Source organism: Pseudarthrobacter sp. Hb11 (genome assembly GCF_059383655.1).
In genome coordinates this window covers 78,971-98,331 of sequence record NZ_JBWZCM010000004.1, presented here as the reverse complement: position 1 = coordinate 98,331, position 19,361 = coordinate 78,971, and the positions used below count along the sequence as shown (strand labels likewise).

The following is a 19,361-nucleotide window of genomic DNA, read 5'->3' as shown; positions in this document are numbered from 1 at the left end:
CGCCCTTCGGCGGGCGGGGCATTGCTGTTGGCTCCAATGTTGCAGGCCCAACTCATGGGTAACCGGTGGCGTCAGTAAGATCGCACCATGACTGAGACCGGCACCTCCAACTCCGTGACCCTCCGCTTCCTGGCCGCCCCAACGGACGTAGGCCACAGCGGCTCGGTGGACGCGGGAACCGTTCTGGAGTGGGTGGACAAGGCCGCCTACGCTGCGGCCGTGGGCTGGGCAAAGTCCTACTGCGTCACCGCCTACGTAGGAAACATCCACTTCGCCGACCCCGTCAACAGCGGCGACATGGTGGAGGTTGAAGCAACCATCGTCTACACCGGCCGGTCGTCGATGCACATCCGGACCGTCGTCTCCTCAGGGGATCCCAAGGGCGGCCCTGCCACCATGCGTACCCAGTGCATGGTGATCTTCGTGGCCGTCGGCGAGGACGGCAAACCCATCCCGGTGCAGCAGTTCCAACCTGTCACTGCTGGGGAGATCGAGCAGCGGGACCATGCCCTGGCGCGCGTCAAAATCCGCGAGCAGATCGTGGAAGCTATGAACCGGCAGGAATATACCGATGCCGGTACAGCCGAGCGCGTTACCTTGCGGTTTATGGCCGCTCCCACAGATGTGAACTGGGGCGGCAAAGTCCACGGCGGCATTGTGATGAAGTGGATTGACGAAGCCGCCTACGTCTGCGCGTCCCGCTACTGCGGGATGGACACCGTGGCCGTGTTCTCGGGCGGCGTCCGGTTCTACCGCCCGCTGCTGATCGGCCACGTTGTGGAGGTGGAGGCCCGCCTCGTGTACACGGGGACGAAGGGCATGCACATCGCCGTACACGTCAGGTCCGGCGACCCCAAGAGCGGCGAGCTGAACCTCACCACCTACTGCCTCACCGTCATGGTGGCGCGCGACGGCGAAGGCAACTCCGTGCCTGTCCCCGCCTGGGTGCCGGTCAGCGAAGAGGACAGGAGGCTCCACGCCCATGCCCGCGAGCTGCTGGAAATCAGGGGAACGGCGCCAGGGAACCGGCTTCCGAACCACCTGCTCACGCAGGCCTAAAAGGCCATAGGTCCCCACGGCTGACCCGCCGCCACCAGGGGGGGCATTGCCTTAGAAGCCTCCGCCGCCGGCGTCGGCTGCCATGTTGGCAAAGCGGGAGTAATGGCCCTGGAAGGCCACCACGATGTCCTTAGTGGGGCCGTTACGGTGCTTGGCGATGAGGATGTCCGCCTCTCCGGCGCGCGGAGATTCCTTGTCATAGACATCCTCGCGGTGTAGCAGGATCACCATGTCGGCGTCCTGCTCGATTGAGCCGGACTCGCGAAGGTCAGAAACCATGGGCCGCTTATCCGAGCGCTGCTCGGAACCACGGTTCAGCTGGGACAGCGCAATGACCGGAACCTGGAGTTCCTTGGCCAGCAGCTTCAGGGCACGGGAGAACTCCGAAACCTCCTGCTGGCGGGACTCCACCTTTTTGCCGGAGCTCATCAGCTGCAGGTAGTCGAGGATAACGAGTTTCAGATCGTGCTGCTGCTTCAGCCGCCGGCACTTGGCCCGGATTTCCATTAGGGACATGTTGGGGCTGTCATCGATAAACAGAGGGGCGTCATTCATCCGGCCCATGGTGGTGGCGATCTTGGACCACTGCTCGTCCTTGATGGTTCCCTTGCGGAGGTCCTGCAGGCCGATGGTTGCCTCCGCCGAGAGCAGGCGCATGGCAATCTCGTTCCGGCCCATTTCGAGCGAGAACATCACGGTGGCCAGGTTGTTCTTGATGGCGGCGGAGCGGGCGAAGTCCAAGGCGAACGTGGACTTGCCCACTGCGGGCCGGGCTGCGATGACAATCATCTGGCCGGGGTGGAGCCCGTGCGTGAGCTCGTCCAGCTCGTAGAAACCGGTGGGCACACCGGTCATGCCCTCGCCGCGGTGGCCGGACGCCTCAATTTCGTCCACCGTGGACTCCATGACGTCCTTGAGCACCACGTAATCCTCGGCAGTGCGCCGCTCAGCCACGGCATAAACCTCGGCCTGGGCCTGGTTGACCAGGTCCTCCACCTCGCCATCCGAGCCGTAGCCCAGCTGCACAATCTTGGTGCCGGCATTCACCAGGCGCCGAAGGACCGCGCGTTCAGCAACGATCTCGGCGTAATACCCGGCATTGGCTGCGGTGGGGACGGTTTGGATCAGCTCATGCAGGTACGCAGGGCCGCCGATCCGGTTGATCTCGGCGCGCTTGGTGAGCTCGTCGGAGACCGTGACAGCGTCAGCCGGTTCGCCGCGGCCGTAGAGGTCGATGATCGCTTCATAGATGGTTTCGTGCGCCGGCCGGTAGAAGTCCTGGCCGCGGAGGATCTCCACGACGTCGGCAATGGCGTCCTTGGACAACATCATGCCGCCCAGGACGGATTGTTCGGCGGGAATGTCCTGGGGAGGCTTCCGGCTCACGTCCGATCCGCGGGTGGCCTCGATCGGGTCCAGATGCGCTACTGACAAAGCTGCCGTCCTCCACTGTGTACCGGGGACCGAAGTGCCCGGTGGCTAACCATCCTGCTAAAGGCGTCGCGCCGCAAAAGCCGCGCTCCGCCACCTGTCCAGGGTTACCGGCGGGGTCTGACAATCCTGCGCTGCCCGCGCGTGCGCGGGCTTTCGCCGGAGTTATCCCCACTATCCACAGGTTTTCCACATTGGGCCGTCCCTGCAGGTTGCTGCGGTCCGCCCTGTACAGTCGCGGCGCCGCTTTTGAAAGCCGTCTGAGGCGCCGAAGAACAGGTACCCCGCTACGGTAGCCGCCTTGGGTTCAGCCTCAAAGCCAGCATGCCGGAAGGGGTGTGGATAACCTGTGCAGTAACTGGCATAGCTTGTGCACAGCCTGTTGAGAAAGCTGTGGAAACAAAAAAACTTTGTCACCCATATGGGCGCTGACCTGCGAAAACGTTCCCGCTGGCATGTGGAGGAAATATTTCTTTTGTGGAATTTCATCCACAGCTTGGTTCCGGCTCTGGGCGGGAAAGCGGCTGCGGGGAGACGTCAGCGGATCGCGTGGCCGCCGTTGTGGCGGTCCTCATATTCCACTGCGCTGATCTGTCCCGGCCCCCGGCCCGTCTCCATGCACTATGCCGAATACTGCTGTGGATAACCGGGATCTGGCATAAGCTCTATGCATGGGCGAACTACTGCTGGTGCTGTTGCCTGCGATCGTTTTGGTGGCGCTCATCTGGGGTCTTTTTACAGCCCTGAGCCCGCGCGATTCGGGCATGTCCGACGCCGAAAAATACCAGCGCGACCTCGCGGAGCGTTCGGCGCAGCACTACGCGGCCCAGGTCCAGGCTGCCACCGCCGCCCGCGCCCGCCTGGAACGGACCATAAAGCCCAGCCAGAACGCCGCCCAGGCAAAGCAAACAGATCTGGCTGCTGCCAGGAAGAACATAGAACGGCTTTAGACAATGGAATCGCTTGTGGCCCCCGTCCTTATCCTCCTGGCAGTCATTGCAGGAGTAACGCTGGCTGCCCGCGCCATCAGCAGCCGGAAGGCCGCCCGCAGCGCCGAACCGGCGGAGCCGGCCGTTACCCCCGCTGAGCTCGCGCGGACAGCCGCGGCCAAACTTTCCGAGGAAGAACACCGCCGGCTTTATGCCCTGATCGCCCAGGGCCAGGCAATGGCGGCCATCAAGCTGTACTACGAGAGCACGGGAGAGGGCCTGCGGGCGTCCCGGGACGCCGTCGGGGCACTGGCAGCCCATCCCCAGCCGTACCGGGGCGCGGAGGCTCCCCCAGCCACCATTGAGGACGACGAGGACGAAGAGCCCCAGCGTTTTCCCTACCGTTACCGCGCCATCGCCAGCAAGGGCGACGTGACCCGGGAAGTCAGCAGCAACATGCTCAATGACGAGATTTACGGCAGGATCCGCACGCTGGCCCGGAGCGGGGATACCGAAGCTGCAGCAACCGCCCTGACGCGGCACTCGGACATCACCTTGAAGCAGGCGCGGGAATTCATCGAACTGCTGGACGACTGACGCCTGAATCGCTGGCCCTTCCGGAGGGCACGGCGCCCCGGATACCAGGCCTAGAAGTCGAAAATCTCGCCCAGCCAGCCTTCCTTCTTCTTGGACCGCCGCCGGTCATGGTCCCGGTCATAGTCCTGCTTGCCGTAGCGGCGGTCGTCGTAGCTGCGCTGCTCGCGGCGCGGTTCGAAGTCGGGATACAGCGGCGGGGGCGCCAGCCCGGGAGCCGGGGCTGAGGGACGCGCCGGTGCGGGACCGGACATATCTGCCGCACGGTCCAGAATCTTGTCCAGCTCCCCGCGGTCAAGCCACACGCCCCGGCATTGGGGGCAGTAGTCGATCTCCACCCCGCTGCGCTCGGTCATCATCAGTTCCACGGAATCCACAGGACATTTCATGCCCACACAACGTCCGGCACTGTCCGAAAGTTCGGCGCGGCCGGCCTAACGCATTCCTGAAATGCCCGCCAGCAGCTGTTCGAAGGGCAGTGATTCCATCGGGGCGGGCTTCCGCCCCGGCTGCGGCCCTTCGAGCAGGCGCGCAAATTCGCCCGCAGCCCGGTTGATGCGCTCGGCCAGGCCGGAGCCGCCGTCGTCCGTGGTGCCCCAGTCCTGGGGGCCGGCGAAGACGCCGGTAGCGGCCATCCGGGTGCGGAGGTAGCTGAACAGCGGCCGCATTGCGTAGTCCAGGATCATTTGGTGGCGGTCTGTGCCGCCAGTGGCGCCGAGCAGCACCGCTTTGCCGTCAAGTGACTTGGGGTCGAGGATGTCGATAAACGACTTGAAGAGGCCGCTGTAGGAGGCGCTGAAGACCGGCGTTACAGCTATGATTCCGTCCGAAGCTTCCACGCCCGCGATGACCTCAGCCAGGCGGGGGGCCGCATAGCCCGTTACAAAGTTGTTGGCGATGTCCGCTGCCAGATCGCGGAGTTCGACTACGTCCACCTGCACGCTGAAGCCTGCGGCGTTCATTTCCCGCTCGACGGATGCGGCCAGCTGGTCAGCCAGCAGGCGGCTCGACGACGGTATGCCGAGTCCGGCGGAAAGGACTGTGATGCGGCGGGTCTCCATGGCGTTCTCCTGTTGCTCGTTCGTTCCAGCATACATGCATATGCATCTACCTACTGAACCGGGCGGGCTCCCCGGGTATTCCCGCTTCTGCGTTTACAGCAGCACAGTTCCCCGAATGCATGTGGTGGAGTGTCCGCCTACCCAGATATCGCCGTCTTCCGCCGTGACGTGGACGCGGCCGGCCCGGCCCAGGACGGTTCCCTGGGCAGCGACATATTGGCCCGGGGCCCTGTTGCTGTTGATCAGCCACTGCGCCACCCCGGCGTTGAAACTGCCGGTGACCGGGTCCTCCATGATGGAATCACCGGGGAGGAAAGTGCGCACTTCAAAGTCCGCCTCGGCCCCCGGCCTGTGGGCTCCGACGACTCCCACCTTCAGTTCGCCCATCGCCGCAAAGTCCGGCTCGATTGCCAGCACCTGGTCAGCAGATCCGAGCAGCACGCCGATCCACTCCGGTCCGTTGACCAGCCAGGAGGCGTCAAGGATGTCGGATTCGGGAACGCGGAGGCCGGCGGCCAGTTGGCTTCGAAGCTCCCCCACGGCCGGACCGAAGCGGATAAGGGCCGGGGCCGCGAAGGCCAGCCGGCCGTCATCGTGCTTCACCCGGACCAAACCGGCCCCGCATTCCTGCACTACGAAGCCCTCGGCTTTGGGCACGCCCCCGGACTCCAGCCAGGTGTGGGCCGAACCGAGTGTGGGATGCCCGGCAAACGCAAACTCCTCACTGCCCGTGAAAATCCGAACCCGGTAGTCCGCGCGCGGGTCCGTGGGGGGCAGCAGGAATGTTGTTTCGGACAAGTTGGTCCAGTTGGCGAACTGCTGCATCTGCTCCGCGGTCAGTCCCTCGGCCTCGACGACGACGGCGAGCGGGTTGCCGCGGTATGCCTCGCGGGAAAAGACATCAACCTGATGGAACGGGCGGCTGCGCGGGGAAGGTGAACTCACCGCTGCAGGCTATCACCGGTGCTGGCAGGCAAGCGGCAGTTCTGCGACACTACGTCCATGGCCGAGAACAAGACCCAGCCCACGAGTGTGCCCGTTGCGGAGTTCCTGGCGGCGGTGGAGCACCCTGGGCGGCAGGCGGACAGCTTTGAGCTGCTCGAGCTGATGGGCGGCATCACGGGGCAGGAGGCGGTGATGTGGGGACCGACGATTATTGGTTTCGGCAGCTACCACTACCGGTACGGCAGCGGGCGGGAGGGGGACGCAGCCGCCGTCGGCTTTTCGCCCCGCAAGACCAATCTGGCACTCTACGGCCTGACGTACGGCCCGGACGCTGACAGGTTGCTCCCCGAGCTGGGCAAGCACAAGACCGGGGCTGCCTGCCTCTACATCAACAAGCTTGAGGACGTGGACCGCAAGGTGCTCACGGAGATGATACGGACCGGCTACGAGCATGTCATGGCGGAACTGCACCGTCCCTGAGCGTCCCGCGAGGGTGGCGTGCAGCCAAAAGACCCCCGCAGTCGGAATCCGGCAACGGGGGTCTTTTGAGCAGTTCAGGAATGCGTAGCCGTAAAGACTACTTGCCTGCCACTACGTCGAGTTCGATCACAGCAGCAACGTCATCGTGCAGACGGACGTTGGCCTGGTAGGAACCAACCGACTTGATGTGTGCCGGCAGTTCAACCTTGCGCTTGTCGATGCGGCCAAGGCCAGCGGCCTCAACAGCGTCAGCGACGTCGCCCTGCTTGACGGTGCCGAACAAGCGTCCGGTCTCGCCAGCCTTGACAACGAGCTTGACCGGCTTGGCGGAGAGTGCAGCAGCCTGCTTCTGAGCGTCTTCCAGGGAAGCGTGCTCGCGGGCGGCGCGGGCAGCCTTGATGGACTCAACCTGCTTCTCGCCACCCTTCGACCAGGTCAGGGCGAAGTTGCGGGGGAGCAGGTAGTTACGTGCGTAACCGTCCTTGACCTCTACAACATCGCCAGCAGCACCGAGACCGGTTACTTCGTGGGTCAGAATGAGCTTTGCCATGTTAGTTAATCCCTTCCTTAGCCGCGGCCAGCGCCGGAGTAAGGCAGCAGGGCAACTTCGCGGGCGTTCTTAATTGCCTGTGCGATCTTGCGCTGTTCCTGCACCGTAACGCCTGTGACGCGACGGGCGCGGATCTTTCCGCGGTCGGAGATGAACTTGCGCAGCAATGCTACGTCCTTGTAGTCGATGACAGTGATGTCAGCGGCCTTCAAGGGGTTGGACTTTGGTTTGGGCTTACGGAGTTCAGCCTTAGCCATCGTGGAGCTCCTATTCTAGGGAGCCCGTGGATATTGATCCACGGGATGGTGGTGGTCCGGCGGCGGCAGTCACCCGGGTGCCTTGCGGCACGCTCGGTGGTCCCGGCGTCGGGCCTTAATTAGTTGTTAGAAGGGAGGTTCGGAATCGGGGCCGTTGCCCCAGCCACCTGCACTGGAGACACCGGGCGTTGCCCAAGGATCGTCCTGTGCAGCCTGCTGGTTGCCGCCGCCCCAACCGCCACCGGAGTTGCCGCCCTGGTTTCCACCAGTGTTGCCTCCTCCGAAGCCACCGCCGCTGTTGCCGCCGCCGAAGCCACCCTGACTGCCGTTTCCGGCACCCCCACCGCCGGAGCGCTGGGTGCGGTTGACTTTGGCATTGGCGTAGCGCAGGCTCGGGCCGATTTCGTCGACCTCAAGCTCGATGACGGTACGCTTTTCGCCTTCTTTGGTTTCGTAGGAACGGCTCTTCAGGCGCCCGGTAACAATCACGCGCATGCCCTTGGTCAGGGACTCGGCGACGTTCTCGGCCGCTTCACGCCACACAGCGGCGCGGAGGAACAGGGTTTCCCCGTCCTTCCACTCGTTGGACTGGCGATCAAAGGTGCGGGGGGTGGAAGCGATGGTGAAGTTCGCTACTGCCGAACCGGACGGTGTGAACCGCAATTCCGGGTCATTGGTGAGATTACCGATGACCGTAATGGTGGTCTCGCCTGCCATCTACTGCCTCCTTGTTCGATCCTGGGTGAAGAGTGCGTTTCCTGCGGGGTAAAGAATGAAAATTGGGCTGAAATTACTCAGCAACAACCTTCTGCTCTTCGGGGCGGGTGATCTTGGTGCGCATGATGGTCTCGTTAAGAGACAGCTGACGGTCAAGTTCCTTGGCGGTTTCCGGCTTGGCGGTGAAGTTCACCACGGCGTAGATACCTTCGGACTTCTTCTTGATGTCGTAAGCCAGCCGGCGACGGCCCCAGATGTCAACCTTTTCGATGGTTCCACCATCGTTGGTGATGACGTTCAGGAACTTCTGAAGCGACGGCTCAACGGTACGCTCTTCGACCTCGGGGTCGATGATTACCATCAATTCGTAAGGACGCATATGTGAACCCACCTCCTTTGGGCTAAGCGGTTACGGCATTTCCGTAACAGGAGGTTCATTTGCGATGCCGTGCAATGCCCCGCCGCCGGAACGGAGGCAGGACGCAGCACAGACTTCAATATCTTAGTGCATTTGGACCGGTATGGCGATTCGCGCTTGACTCAAGGCTATGGGCCATGGTTGCCCGAACGGCCGCACGGATGCGGCTATGTGGAAAACGCCTCCAGAGGCCTACGACGCCGGGCCGGCACCCATGGGGACGTCTTCGCGTCCAGCGTCGCCCTCGGCCGCAGCGCCAGGACCGCTCCTGCGGTAGCGCCATATGCCGATTCCCACCACCAGGGCCGCCAGGCCAAGCGAAAGGAACAGGGACTCGCGGGTGGACTCCAGGATCACCATGCCGATCAGCAAGGCCACGATGCTGGCGATGGCCACCCACGTCAGGTAGGGAAAAAGCCACATCTTCAGGGCGAGGTCCTTGGCGGCAGCGCCCATGCGCTTGCGCAGGACCAGCTGGGAGGCGGCAATGACCAGCCACACGAAGAGGGCGATGGCCCCGGAGGTGTTGACGAGGAACAGGAAGACGGTGTCCGGTGCGATGTAGTTCAGGCCCACGGTGAGGAACCCCACCACGGTGGAGGCGAGCACGGCAGCAGCCGGCACCCCGCGCTTTGAGATTTTCGTCCAGGATGCGGGGGCGTCGCCGCGGCGGGACAGGGAGAAGAGCATGCGGCTGGCGGTGTAGAGGCCGGAGTTCAGGCAGGACAACACGGAGGTGAGGACCACGATGTCCATGATGGTGCCCGCTCCGGGGATTCCGAAGAGCTCGATCACGGCCACATAAGGGCTTTTGGCGACGTTCGCGTCGTTCCACGGCAGGAGTGTGACAACGATGGCGATGGAGCCAATGTAGAACACCAGGATGCGCCACACAGTGGACTTCACGGCCTTCTTGACGGCGTCCACCGGGTTCTCGGATTCACCGGCTGCGATGGTGGCGATTTCGGCGCCGAAAAAGGAGAAGACCACCACCAGGATGCCCGCCAGCACTGCCCCCGGCCCGTTGGGCAGGAAGCCGCCGTTCTCCACCAGGTTGCTCAATCCGGGCGCAGGTACGCCGGGCACGAGCCCCAGGATGGCGGCCACGCCGAACAACAGGAACAGCACGATTGCGGCGACCTTGATGGAGGCGAACCAGAACTCGAACTCCCCGTAGGACTTGACGGAGCCCAGGTTGGTGAGGGTGAGCAGGACCATCAGGATCAGCGCCCAGACCCATTGGTCGATCCCGGGAACCCAGCGGTGCATGATCGCGGCGCCGGCGGTTGCTTCGATGCCGAGCACTATGATCCAAAACCAGGCGTAAAGCCAGCCGATGCTGAACCCGGCCCAACGGCCCAGGGCCTTGTCGGCGTACGTGGAGAAGGAACCCGTCTCGGGGTTCGCCGCAGCCATCTCACCGAGCATGCGCATCACGAGGATCACCACGACGCCGGCGGCCATGTAGGCCAGCAGGATTCCAGGGCCGGCTTGCTGAATGGCCGCGCCGGAACCAACGAACAGCCCGGCGCCGATGACGCCGGCTATCGCGATCATGGACAGGTGCCGCGGTTTGAGCGACTTGGCTAATTGCTGGTCAGCGGGCATGGTGCGCCGTCCTTAGTTCTCTGGGTATGGATGGCATCAAATGGCGCGGGCAAGGCCGTGCGCCGGGACGCAGCATCCAGTGCGATGGGTCACAGGTTTCTCCCACCCTAAACCGGTCATGAGCCGTCGGGACTGTGCAGAAGCACAAATTCAAACACAGCAAAGCGGGCGGGTTTCCATTTTAAAGGCAGACTGCGAACCAGATGATTCCTGCCAGGCATCGCGGAAATCCCGCGGAAACTTAAGCAGCGCGCCCTACAAAGCCGTCCGGAAAAACAGCTCCGTCACTGCAGCCAAACGCCGCGGATCTTCAACCCCGCACAGCTCCCGGGCAGAGTGCATGGAAAGTAGTGGAACACCCACGTCCACCGTCCGGATGCCCAGGCGGGTGGCAGTCAGCGGGCCGATCGTGGAGCCGCAGGGAATCGCGTTGTTGGATACGAACTCCTGGTACGGCACCCCCGCTTCGTGAGAGAGCCGCGCCCACAAAGCCGCACCCGCCGCGTCCGTGGCATACCGCTGATTCGCGTTGATTTTCAGCAGCGGGCCGCCGTTGAGCACCGGGTGGTTGGCGGGGTCGTGCCGCTCCGCATAGTTCGGGTGGACTGCATGGCCGGCGTCGGCAGATACACAGAACGACGCCGACAGCGCCTGCCGCCGCTGGCTCGCCGTAGCTCCAAGGCCGTCAGAGATGCGCACCAGTGCATCCTCAAGGATGGGTCCGCAGGCCCCCGAACGCGAGTTGGAGCCGATCTCCTCGTGATCGAAGGCGGCCAGCACAGCGATCGGCGTGCCGGCGCCGTCGGAACCAGGAACAGCAGACGAAGCATGCCCGATCAGCGCCACCAGTCCCGCGTGGGTGGCGGAAAGGTTATCCAACCGCCCGGAGGCGAAGAACTCCCCGTTCCCTCCGAAAACGGCAGGGGCCTGCGTGTCTGCAATGACGACGTCGTACCCGCCGATCCGGGCAGGATCCACGGAAGCGCCGGGAACGTGGGAAACCAGCACAGCGAGCAGGTCAAAATCACCGGGATTCCCCAGTCCCCACACCGGGTTCATATGGCGCTGCTTGTCCAGCGTAAGGCCGTCATTGACGGCCCGGTCCAGGTGGATGGCCAGCTGCGGGAAGCGGAGCATGGGACCGGTGGCCATCAGATGCTCGGTGCCGTCCAGCATGACCAGCCGCCCGGCGAGCTGCAGCTCCCGGTCCAGCCAGGAGTTGAGCAACGGCGCGCCGTACACCTCCACTCCCGCCTGCAGCCAGCCGTGCGCGCCGATGGTGGGCTTGGGCTTGAGTTTGAAGGACGGCGAATCGGTATGCGCCCCCAGGATGTTGAACCCGGTAGTGGGTCCGGCCCCCTCGGGGACCACCCAGGCGATCAGGGCGCCGTCGCGGATGATAAAAAACGCGCCGGCGCCGCGCTCCCAGGGCTCCAGCTCATCCAGACGGACAAACCCCGCCTCCACCAGCCGGCGGCCTGCTTCATGCACCGCGTGAAAGCTCGACGGCGATGCGCTGACGTAGGCGCCAAGGTCCTGGATATGGTCTGCGGAGGAGGAAGAAGCCATGCTCCCGAGTCTAGATGGTGACGTTCCGCCCCGCCGTGTAGCCCGCCGCGGCTGATCCCGTCATCGTGGCGAGCTGGTAGATGCCGCCGTCGTTTCGAAACACGCTGTCCGACTGCAGGGTGGTGCGGCCCATGTTTCGCAGGCTCTCCTCGTAGCCGGGGGTGGCATAAACGTTGTCACATGACGCCTTGGTGAGCGCGATCTGCGAAACGGCCAGCACCTGTCCGGCGGCCGTCGCGTTGCTCATGGACTCGAACACCTCGAAGTGGATGTGCGGCCAGCGTCCCGAATAGGCGCCCGGGAAGATGGAGGTGAAAGTCGCCTGGCCGTTCGCATCGGCTTCCTGCACGCCGCGCAGGTAGTTTTCGTTGGCCAGCTCCGGGTTGTACATCGAATACCTGCCTTCCCGGTCGCAGTGCCACGCGTACACGGCCGCGCCGGCCAGCGGAACGCACCCATTGGCGTTATCCAGCAGTGTGAGGGTGAAGGTCAGGGGCACACCCTCAGCCTTGGCGGTCCCCGTCCCGAAGCTGGACGCGATGTCACGCCGCACTACTCCCGAGGCTTCCAGCAGCTTGGGCCCGTTCGAGCCGTCGGCCGGAAACGGTCCGGCGGTTTCGGTCGGAATCTCCACCCCGCACTCGGCAATGGCCCGGGTCAGGGTGGGCGACGGCGACGCCGCCGCAGCAGAGCCGGTCGCCGCAGGAGTGCCGGTCCCGGCAGCGGTCGCCGGTCCGGCGGAGGACGTCGAAGGGCCGGCGTTGGGGGACACGGTTGGTCATGGAACCATCCAACCCGCCCGCCCACCGTCTGCATAGGGTTTTCCTCTGCCGGGTGAGTCAGTAGTCCGGGTTGCTGGGAACCACCAGGCCGGTTTCGTAGGCGTAGACCACAGCCTGGACACGGTCGCGGAGATGGAGCTTGGTAAGGATGCGCCGGACGTGCGTCTTCACCGTGGCCTCGGACAGGAAGTAGCGGTGCGCGATCTCTGCGTTGGAAAGCCCCTCCGCCATGGCCTGCAGCATCTCTGTCTCCCTGGGCGTCAAGTCGGCCAGGAGCGGATCGGGCGCAGTGGCCGCGGGTGCCGGCTTGTTCGCACCCCGGACGTAGGTTTCCAGCAACCGCTGGGTGATCCGGGGCGCCACTACGGCGTCGCCGCTGGCCACCAGCCGGACGGCATTGATCAGTTCCGACGGCGCCGCGTCCTTAAGCAGGAACGCCGACGCGCCTGCCTGGAGGCCTGCGAACGCATACTCATCCACGTCGAAGGTGGTCAGGATGATGATCCGGGAGCAGGCCCCGGATTCCGTGATGGCGCGCGTCGCTTCAATGCCGTCCAGCACCGGCATCCGGACATCCATCAGCACAACATCGGGGTCCAGTTCACGGACCTGGCGGACGGCCTCGGCGCCGTTTGAGGCTTCGCCCACGATCCGCAGGTCATCCTCGCCCTCAAGGATGAGCCGGAAGCCCATGCGGAGCAGCGGTTGGTCGTCCACCAGCAGGACGCGAATGGCCGTATTGTTGGTCATGCTTTGCCTTGGAATTCGTAGGGACCGAGGGGTTCGGAAACGTCATCGCCAGGCCAGGTAAGGACGGCGTGCACCCGCCAGCCGCGCCCGCTGCGGCCGGCTTCGACGGATCCGGCATAAATCCGGGCGCGCTCTGACATTCCAGTGATTCCCTGGCCGGTGCCGTACGAGCCGGGCACCGAAGAATGGCCCGCAGTGCTGTCAGAGGCGGGAACCCCCGGGACTCCCGCCCCGTCGTCGAGCACGTCAATGGTGACTGTAGAACCATTTCGGACGATCGAGACGTCTACCCGTCCCAGCGAACGCCCGTAGCGGAGCACATTGGTCAGCGATTCCTGGACGATCCTGTACACGGTGAGCTGGAACGCGGCGTCATCGGGCAACGCCGGGCCGGTGTGGGAATAGTGCAGGGGCAAGCCTGCGGTGCGGAACCCCTCCAGCAGCTTGGACAGGCTGTCCCCCGCAGCGACCGGCAGCGGCGGCGCCGCGGCTCCCGCATCATCGCGGAGGACACCGAGGACCCGCCGCATGTCGCCGAGGGCCGTCCGGCCGGTCCGGGACAGTTCGCCAAGGACTTCACCGGCACGTTCCGGACTTTTCCGCACCACGACGGCGGCGCCGTCCGACAGACTGATCATCACCGTCAGCGAGTGGGCCACGACGTCGTGCATCTCCCGGGCGATCCGGTTCCGTTCGTTCACTGAGGCGAGACGGGCTGTCCGCGCCGCCCAGGCGGCCACTTCCTGTTCGTGTTCCCGCCGCTGCCGGACAGAGATGCCGATGCCCGTGGCAATGAAGTTGGAGAGGGTGATGGTGGCCCCGGTGGCGATGCTGGTCAGCAGGTGGAAGTCCCCGGGGTCCACCCCGGTGTCGTGCACGAAGGAGTTCTCCATCGGCCCGACGGCCGCAAGGAGGTAAAGGAGTGCCAGCGGCGCCGTGGCCACGGCCATGGTGATGAGCGCAAAGCGGCGGGTATGGGCCACTGCCACTGCATACAGCGAGAACCAGAGGCCGGCCGAGACGTTGGAACCCCACGGGTGCACGAGCGTCACGGCCACCTCAGCCACTGCAACAAAGGCAACGAGGCCCACCGGGTTGGAACGGCGAAGGAAAAGCGCCCCGGCCACCGTCGCGAGCAGGGCGATGGCAAGCCAATTGCCGGACCTGACGGCGTCCGTGACCGTGGGCGCCACCAGCAGGCAGTAACTGAGGGCCACCACGGCGTCCATAACGCGGGGGTGCCGGTGCAGGTAGCGGCGGAGAAGTCCCCTGCGCCTGGCCGTGAGCTCGGCAAAGGACGCGTCGGCCTGTCCGGCCGGCGCGTCCCTTCCCACCGCCGTTTCTGTCATGGTCCCTATTCTTGGTACTACCCGGTCAGACGTCGCGCTTCTTCAACACGATCATTGCCGGAACCAGGAACAGCAGCACGTAGCCCAGGAAGATCAGGCCGCCGTGCCAGGGATCAATCACGCCGTCGGTGTGGCCGATCGACAGGAACCGTCCGCCGGCCTCGCTGGGGATGTACTGCGGAACGTACTTCCAGAATTCACCGGGGATGAGGGTCATAAAGCCGGCGGCGATGGACAGGACAAAGAACATCGCCACGAGGACCGTGATGCCGCCTGCGGAGTTGCGCAGCAGGGTTCCCAGTGAGAGGCCGATCAGGGCAACGCCGGCTACGTAAAGGCCGCCGGTGAAGATGCTGTACAGCACGCCGTCGGTGGACCAATCGAGGTCGAAGCCCATGCCCTGGAATACCGGCATGGCGATCAGGAAGGTAGCTACTCCGGCGATGGTGGTGATCACGTAGGAGATGACGGCAAGGATGATCGCTTTGGCCACAAAGGCCGGGGTGCGCCGCGGGACGGCGTTCATGGTGGAACGGATCATTCCGGTGGCGTATTCAGAGGACATAAAGAGGACTGCCAGTGATCCGAGGATCAGGATGCCGATCTGGAGGCCTGCGTTGGGCAGGTTGTAGAGGTCAAAGCCGGAGCCCGGGGGGAAGGATGCCTCGAGCATTTCGGGGGTCATCGTCTGGCCCTGGTCCCTGGCGCTGCGGACCATCTCATCGAGGTAGGTGTAGCGGATCAGTACTGCCAGCGCGCCGATTCCGATGATGGCGGCCAGTGTCAGCAGCAGCAGGATGCGGGTGGACATCAGCGACCACAGCTTGATCCATTCGGACCGGAGGACGCCGCCAAAGGTGACGCCTTTCGAGCCGGCAGAGGAACGGGAGGGCGCCGTACGGGTATCAGTCATGGTGCTCATCGTCCTTACTTTCCTGCCGCTGCCGGGGCGGCCACTGCCGGTTCGCCGGTCAGGTGCGAGTGGTATTCCACTTCGTTCTTGGTGAGGTCGAAGTACGCGTCTTCCAGGGAGGAGAGCTGCGGGGTGAGCTCGTAGAGCAGGACGCCGTTGTCCAGGGCCACCTGGGCGATCCGGCGGGAATCCATGCCAGCCACTTCGAGGGTTTCGGGCTCGCTCTGGTCCACCGTGACGCCGTCGCCGGCCAGCAGGGCAGACAGCTGCAGGGCCGCGCTCGTGCGGACCAGGGTCCTGGCCTGCCGGGTTCCGGCGATGATCTCCTTGACGGGGGCATCGGCAATGATCCGCCCGCGGCCAATCACGATCAGGTGGTCCGCGGTCTGTGCCATTTCGCTCATCAGGTGCGAGGAGAGGAAGATTGTTTTGCCCTGGTTGGCGAGGTACCGGACCAGGTTGCGGACCCACAGGACACCCTCCGGGTCCAGGCCGTTGACGGGCTCGTCCAGGATCAGCGTCTGCGGGTCACCCAGCAGTGCCGCAGCGATTCCCAGCCGCTGGCCCATGCCCAGCGAGAAACCGCCGGCCTTCTTGCGGGCCACCGCTTCCAGTCCGGTCATTTCGATGACTTCCCGGACCCTCGCCTTGGGAATGTTGTGCGTGGCGGCCATGGCCAGCAGATGGTTGTAGGCACTGCGGCTGGTGTGTACGGCCTTGGCGTCCAGCAGCGCCCCCACCTCGTGCAGCGGCGCCTTGTGCTCCGCGTAGGGCCGCCCGTTGACGGTAACGGAGCCCGACGTCGGCCGGTCCAGCCCCATGATCATGCGCATCGTGGTGGACTTGCCGGCACCATTTGGGCCCAGGAAGCCCGTGACCTGCCCGGCTTTGACGGTAAAGCTGACCCCTGCCACGGCGGTTTTTCCACCATAGACCTTGGTCAGGCCTGTTGCCTCAATCATTGATTGTTCCTTCGGACGGCAGCGCGTGGCTGCGGCAGATGTTTAGGGACGCTTGTGTATCCACCACGCTACCGAGGCCCGTCGCTGTTTTCGCCGGTCTCAGGGATGATTCAGGGGTGAACCGGGGTAGTCCCCCTGGATGATCCCCGTTCATCCGGTCAAGGCCGCTTGAAGTCTTCGCCAGGGAGGACGTCCGTCAGGGGCGGGGGGAGTAGTAAGCGAGGGCCCGGGGCAGGACCCGGTAGGCCACGCTGCGAACCCCGGCCAGCGCCTCGCCGTCGACGGCCAGTACCATCGGTGATCCGCCTGCTTCGATGCGCACCTCCTTTGCCTCCGACAGGTGGGTGATGCGGGAGGTGGCCACAGTGCCCGTCAGCACGGACCACAGCAGCCGCAGCCGGGCGAAGGACTCGTCTGCCGTAATCATGCGGACGTCCAGGACGCCGTCGTCCATCACCGGGCGCAGCAGCGGGGCGTGGTCGCGGGGAAAGTACCGGCCCCGTCCCACGTATGCGATCCAGACCTTGTGCAGCCTGCCGTCCACCGTCAGGGTGGTGGGAGTGCCCGCCGCGAAAGTCCGGAACATGGCCACCACCCCGGCGAGGGGTTTTCCCAGTGCCGGCCGCAGTTGTTCACGCCGCCGGACAAAATCGGGATACAAACCCACACTCGAAGTGTTGAGCATGATCACTTCCGCGGTTTGAGGCTTCCCAGCGAGGCCGCGTTCAACCGTAACCGTCCCGACGTCGGCCAAAGCAGCTTCACCTCTCGAAGCCGCTGTCAGGGCTTCCTTGAGGCCCCCCGTTCCCGCGTCGCGGGCAAAGTGGTTGAGGGTTCCACCGGGCAGGACCAACAGCGGCAGTGACCGCTCGACGGCGGCAGCCGCAGCAGCTCCCACTGTTCCATCGCCACCCCATACGCCCAGTGCCCGGGTTCCAGGAAGGTCCGCCGTGTGGTTGATTGCCGCCATCAGGTCATCCTCCGGCTGCACTGTCTTTATATACGCCTCGGGGAATACCTGCAGCAGCGCGGCAGCTGTCTCTTCCGTAAAGGAACCGCCCAGAGTGTTGACCACAATCGCCAGCCCCTTCCCGCGGGGCAGTTGAGGCGCCGTGGTCCAGGTCCTGGCAGCGTGCGGAATGGGCGGACGGACAGGCCACCACCGACGTGTCACCAGAGCGGCGCCGGCTCCAAGGACTGACCCGAAGACCACGTCGGAGGGCCAATGTGCGCCCGTATGAACGCGGGAGTACGCCACTCCCAGCGCTGCCGGGGCCAATGCGGCACCCAAAGCGGGCTTGACCAGCCCTGTCCCTACGGCGAACGCCACAGCCGAAGCTGAATGGCCCGACGGCATGGACGAGCTCCGGGGCTGTGGATGCACAAACCGGAATACGGGCAGGTGTTCGGGCAGCGGGCGGGCCCGGGGCAGCAGGGTCTTGAATATTCCGTTGGTAACAGCGGAGGCCACCGCCTGCGCGATCAGTCCGTGAAGTGCCGCGCGTCGTGGCCAGCCGGGGATGGTGGCGAGGACGGCTGCGACGCCCATCCAGAGTTTTCCGTGGTTCCCCGCAGCAGAGAGCCACCGGAAGAAGTCATCATGGTTCCCGCCCGGCAGCCTTGATACATGCCGTACAAGGTATCTGTCCGTACGGCTGATCCAGCGATGGCCCTTATGCCACTTCCTCTGCATGCCCTCACCATACCGCCGCCGGTGTGCCTGGCTGCCGCCTCGTCAACGGCTCGCCAGCCCTCCTTCCGGCTGTGCCGCCTACTTGACCTTCAGCGGTTTGGCCGCGCCGGCGAGCAGGAGAGCGAGGAGGATGGGGGCAAGGATTGCCAGCAGCGCGAGGTGGATCCCGGTGAGGTCGCCCAGGTATCCCAGCAGGGGCGGGCCGGCCAGGAATGAGATGTATCCGAGGGTGGAGACCACGGAGACCCTCGCTGCTGCGTGCCGGGGATCATCAGCAGCAGCGGACATTCCCATGGGGAAGGCCAAGGCAGCGCCTACGCCCCAGAGCGCGGCCCCCACGGCGGCGAGCCACACGTTCCCGGCCAGCACGAAGAGGCAAAGCCCGGCGGCGGCTGCTGCCATGCTGGCGCGGAGGACGGCGACGCGGCCATACTGGTCGATGACACGGCCGCCCAGGAATCGCATGGCTGTCATGGCCAGGACAAAGAGGGCGAACATCAGGGCGCCGGTCGATTCGGAGGTGCCCAGGCCGTCAACGGATGCCTTGGCGATCCAGTCATTGCCTGCGCCCTCAGTCAGGGTCGCGCCGAGGACAACAACGCCGATGAGCAAGGTCCTGCCGTCCCGCCAGGCCGAAGGTCCCTTGGCGGCTTTCGGCTCCCCTTCGGTCGGCACAGGTGCCGTGATGTGCGGAAGGAAGTATCGCGGAACGGTCATCGTCACCAGCAGCACGATGCCCGCGATGACCAGCAGGTGCACCGGCAGTCCGACCCCGAGGTTGGACAGTCCTGCGCCGATGAGTGCACCCACAAAGGCGCCGCCGCTGAAGGCCGCGTGGAACTGAGGCATGATGGTGCGCCGAAGCTTGTGCTCGACGTCGGCCCCTTCAATGTTCTGGGACACATCCCAGAGGCCGATCGCTATGCCAAAGAAGAACAGGGCGATGGCCGTGCCCGGAATGAACGCCGCGGCCAGGGAGAGCGCGATGCCCACACCGGCCGCCGAGGCCAGCAGTCCGCCAAAGCGCACGGTGTTGGCCGTGCCGATCCTGCCCACCACCCAACCGGCCGTAGGCAGGGCGAGCAATGAGCCAACGGCGGTGCAGAGCAGCAAGGTGCCCATCTGGCCGGAGGTGATCTCCAGGGTCTCGGTAACTGCGGGGATCCGGGCTGCCCAACTGGCGAACACCAAACCGTTGATGCCGAAGACAACGAACGTGGCGGCGGCTGCTGCCTTTAGGCCGGCATGCTGTTCCGTTCCGGTATTTATGCTCATACATTCACTACTTTCACAC

General features: G+C 64.7%; 21 protein-coding genes. 4 read left to right on the top strand and 17 right to left on the bottom strand.

Features of this window, described 5'->3' with window-relative positions; all coding sequences use genetic code 11:
• The first annotated feature begins 87 nt into the window (after positions 1-87).
• The gene (locus AC50X7_RS08910) at positions 88-1,059 is read left to right on the top strand and encodes an acyl-CoA thioesterase (protein WP_494978674.1); all 972 of its coding nucleotides are present in this window, start codon (positions 88-90) and stop codon (positions 1,057-1,059) included.
• Between the two features lie 51 nt (positions 1,060-1,110).
• Here the strand turns inward: AC50X7_RS08910 and dnaB are convergent, their stop codons facing one another.
• Entirely contained in the window at positions 1,111-2,493 is a 1,383-nt protein-coding gene (gene dnaB / locus AC50X7_RS08905) for a replicative DNA helicase (RefSeq protein WP_461188346.1), read from the bottom strand.
• 668 nt (positions 2,494-3,161) lie between these two features.
• Between dnaB and AC50X7_RS08900 the strand changes: the two genes are divergently transcribed.
• Positions 3,162-3,440 carry a DUF2514 family protein gene (locus tag AC50X7_RS08900; RefSeq protein ID WP_494978673.1) on the top strand — a complete coding sequence of 93 codons (279 nt, stop codon included), beginning with the start codon at positions 3,162-3,164 and terminating at the stop codon, positions 3,438-3,440.
• A gap of 3 nt (positions 3,441-3,443) precedes the next feature.
• Positions 3,444-4,016 (top strand): hypothetical protein, encoded by a 573-nt coding sequence (locus AC50X7_RS08895; RefSeq protein WP_494978672.1) that lies wholly within the window; start codon positions 3,444-3,446, stop codon positions 4,014-4,016.
• A 50-nt stretch (positions 4,017-4,066) separates the two neighbouring features.
• Here the strand turns inward: AC50X7_RS08895 and AC50X7_RS08890 are convergent, their stop codons facing one another.
• The 3 genes from AC50X7_RS08890 to AC50X7_RS08880 form a co-directional block, all read right to left on the bottom strand.
• Positions 4,067-4,390 (bottom strand): TFIIB-type zinc ribbon-containing protein, encoded by a 324-nt coding sequence (locus AC50X7_RS08890; RefSeq protein ID WP_494978671.1) that lies wholly within the window; start codon positions 4,388-4,390, stop codon positions 4,067-4,069.
• Positions 4,391-4,447: 57 nt separating this feature from the next.
• Complete coding sequence (locus tag AC50X7_RS08885; RefSeq protein ID WP_494978670.1) at positions 4,448-5,074, bottom strand: FMN reductase; 627 nt, start codon at positions 5,072-5,074, stop codon at positions 4,448-4,450.
• Between the two features lie 93 nt (positions 5,075-5,167).
• Entirely contained in the window at positions 5,168-6,019 is an 852-nt protein-coding gene (locus AC50X7_RS08880; RefSeq protein WP_494978669.1) for a PhzF family phenazine biosynthesis protein, read from the bottom strand.
• Positions 6,020-6,076: 57 nt separating this feature from the next.
• On the opposite strand from AC50X7_RS08880, the gene AC50X7_RS08875 reads away from it, so the two are divergent.
• Positions 6,077-6,499 (top strand): DUF1801 domain-containing protein, encoded by a 423-nt coding sequence (locus tag AC50X7_RS08875; protein WP_494978668.1) that lies wholly within the window; start codon positions 6,077-6,079, stop codon positions 6,497-6,499.
• 97 nt (positions 6,500-6,596) lie between these two features.
• On the opposite strand, the gene rplI is transcribed toward AC50X7_RS08875, so the two are convergent.
• The 13 genes from rplI to AC50X7_RS08810 all read right to left on the bottom strand — a co-directional run bounded on the left by rplI (position 6,597) and on the right by AC50X7_RS08810 (position 19,342).
• Positions 6,597-7,049 carry a 50S ribosomal protein L9 gene (rplI, locus tag AC50X7_RS08870; protein WP_050057159.1) on the bottom strand — a complete coding sequence of 151 codons (453 nt, stop codon included), beginning with the start codon at positions 7,047-7,049 and terminating at the stop codon, positions 6,597-6,599.
• A 17-nt stretch (positions 7,050-7,066) separates the two neighbouring features.
• Complete coding sequence (gene rpsR / locus AC50X7_RS08865; protein ID WP_003800144.1) at positions 7,067-7,306, bottom strand: 30S ribosomal protein S18; 240 nt, start codon at positions 7,304-7,306, stop codon at positions 7,067-7,069.
• 126 nt (positions 7,307-7,432) lie between these two features.
• The gene (locus AC50X7_RS08860; RefSeq protein WP_494978667.1) at positions 7,433-8,023 is read right to left on the bottom strand and encodes a single-stranded DNA-binding protein; all 591 of its coding nucleotides are present in this window, start codon (positions 8,021-8,023) and stop codon (positions 7,433-7,435) included.
• A 73-nt stretch (positions 8,024-8,096) separates the two neighbouring features.
• Positions 8,097-8,402, bottom strand: coding sequence for a 30S ribosomal protein S6 (gene rpsF, locus AC50X7_RS08855; RefSeq protein WP_015939036.1), 306 nt, complete (start codon positions 8,400-8,402; stop codon positions 8,097-8,099).
• A gap of 231 nt (positions 8,403-8,633) precedes the next feature.
• The gene (locus AC50X7_RS08850; RefSeq protein ID WP_494978666.1) at positions 8,634-10,049 is read right to left on the bottom strand and encodes an amino acid permease; all 1,416 of its coding nucleotides are present in this window, start codon (positions 10,047-10,049) and stop codon (positions 8,634-8,636) included.
• 255 nt (positions 10,050-10,304) lie between these two features.
• Positions 10,305-11,618 (bottom strand): M18 family aminopeptidase, encoded by a 1,314-nt coding sequence (locus AC50X7_RS08845; RefSeq protein ID WP_494978665.1) that lies wholly within the window; start codon positions 11,616-11,618, stop codon positions 10,305-10,307.
• Between the two features lie 10 nt (positions 11,619-11,628).
• Positions 11,629-12,390, bottom strand: a complete 762-nt coding sequence (locus AC50X7_RS08840; protein WP_494978664.1) for an intradiol ring-cleavage dioxygenase — start codon at positions 12,388-12,390, stop codon at positions 11,629-11,631.
• A 67-nt stretch (positions 12,391-12,457) separates the two neighbouring features.
• Positions 12,458-13,150 (bottom strand): response regulator, encoded by a 693-nt coding sequence (locus AC50X7_RS08835; protein WP_494978663.1) that lies wholly within the window; start codon positions 13,148-13,150, stop codon positions 12,458-12,460.
• On the bottom strand, positions 13,147-14,499 hold the full coding sequence (locus tag AC50X7_RS08830) for a sensor histidine kinase (protein WP_494978662.1): 1,353 nt from the start codon (positions 14,497-14,499) through the stop codon (positions 13,147-13,149). The genes AC50X7_RS08835 and AC50X7_RS08830 overlap by 4 nt, the downstream gene beginning before the upstream one ends.
• A gap of 25 nt (positions 14,500-14,524) precedes the next feature.
• The gene (locus AC50X7_RS08825) at positions 14,525-15,412 is read right to left on the bottom strand and encodes an ABC transporter permease (protein WP_494978661.1); all 888 of its coding nucleotides are present in this window, start codon (positions 15,410-15,412) and stop codon (positions 14,525-14,527) included.
• Between the two features lie 14 nt (positions 15,413-15,426).
• Positions 15,427-16,374: an ABC transporter ATP-binding protein gene (locus AC50X7_RS08820; protein ID WP_494978660.1), complete on the bottom strand. Its 948-nt coding sequence runs from the start codon at positions 16,372-16,374 to the stop codon at positions 15,427-15,429.
• Between the two features lie 196 nt (positions 16,375-16,570).
• A complete protein-coding gene (locus tag AC50X7_RS08815) occupies positions 16,571-18,067 on the bottom strand; it encodes a bifunctional phosphatase PAP2/diacylglycerol kinase family protein (RefSeq protein ID WP_494978659.1) in 1,497 nt (498 codons plus the stop codon).
• Between the two features lie 78 nt (positions 18,068-18,145).
• Positions 18,146-19,342, bottom strand: a complete 1,197-nt coding sequence (locus AC50X7_RS08810) for an MFS transporter (protein ID WP_494978658.1) — start codon at positions 19,340-19,342, stop codon at positions 18,146-18,148.
• Positions 19,343-19,361: the final 19 nt, after the last annotated feature.

Excerpts from the sequence above, each read along its gene's own strand:
- AC50X7_RS08835 (WP_494978663.1), bottom strand. The coding sequence starts at position 13,150 with ATGACCAACAATACGGCCATTCGCGTCCTGCTGGTGGACGACCAACCG.
- AC50X7_RS08900 (WP_494978673.1), top strand. The coding sequence starts at position 3,162 with ATGGGCGAACTACTGCTGGTGCTGTTGCCTGCGATCGTTTTGGTGGCG.
- AC50X7_RS08820 (WP_494978660.1), bottom strand. The coding sequence starts at position 16,374 with ATGATTGAGGCAACAGGCCTGACCAAGGTCTATGGTGGAAAAACCGCC.
- AC50X7_RS08860 (WP_494978667.1), bottom strand. The coding sequence starts at position 8,023 with ATGGCAGGCGAGACCACCATTACGGTCATCGGTAATCTCACCAATGAC.
- AC50X7_RS08830 (WP_494978662.1), bottom strand. The coding sequence starts at position 14,499 with ATGACAGAAACGGCGGTGGGAAGGGACGCGCCGGCCGGACAGGCCGAC.
- AC50X7_RS08875 (WP_494978668.1), top strand. The coding sequence starts at position 6,077 with ATGGCCGAGAACAAGACCCAGCCCACGAGTGTGCCCGTTGCGGAGTTC.
- AC50X7_RS08850 (WP_494978666.1), bottom strand. The coding sequence starts at position 10,049 with ATGCCCGCTGACCAGCAATTAGCCAAGTCGCTCAAACCGCGGCACCTG.
- rpsR (WP_003800144.1), bottom strand. The coding sequence starts at position 7,306 with ATGGCTAAGGCTGAACTCCGTAAGCCCAAACCAAAGTCCAACCCCTTG.
- AC50X7_RS08825 (WP_494978661.1), bottom strand. The coding sequence starts at position 15,412 with ATGACTGATACCCGTACGGCGCCCTCCCGTTCCTCTGCCGGCTCGAAA.
- AC50X7_RS08885 (WP_494978670.1), bottom strand. The coding sequence starts at position 5,074 with ATGGAGACCCGCCGCATCACAGTCCTTTCCGCCGGACTCGGCATACCG.
- AC50X7_RS08910 (WP_494978674.1), top strand. The coding sequence starts at position 88 with ATGACTGAGACCGGCACCTCCAACTCCGTGACCCTCCGCTTCCTGGCC.
- rplI (WP_050057159.1), bottom strand. The coding sequence starts at position 7,049 with ATGGCAAAGCTCATTCTGACCCACGAAGTAACCGGTCTCGGTGCTGCT.
- AC50X7_RS08895 (WP_494978672.1), top strand. The coding sequence starts at position 3,444 with ATGGAATCGCTTGTGGCCCCCGTCCTTATCCTCCTGGCAGTCATTGCA.
- AC50X7_RS08810 (WP_494978658.1), bottom strand. The coding sequence starts at position 19,342 with ATGAGCATAAATACCGGAACGGAACAGCATGCCGGCCTAAAGGCAGCA.
- AC50X7_RS08845 (WP_494978665.1), bottom strand. The coding sequence starts at position 11,618 with ATGGCTTCTTCCTCCTCCGCAGACCATATCCAGGACCTTGGCGCCTAC.
- rpsF (WP_015939036.1), bottom strand. The coding sequence starts at position 8,402 with ATGCGTCCTTACGAATTGATGGTAATCATCGACCCCGAGGTCGAAGAG.
- AC50X7_RS08815 (WP_494978659.1), bottom strand. The coding sequence starts at position 18,067 with ATGCAGAGGAAGTGGCATAAGGGCCATCGCTGGATCAGCCGTACGGAC.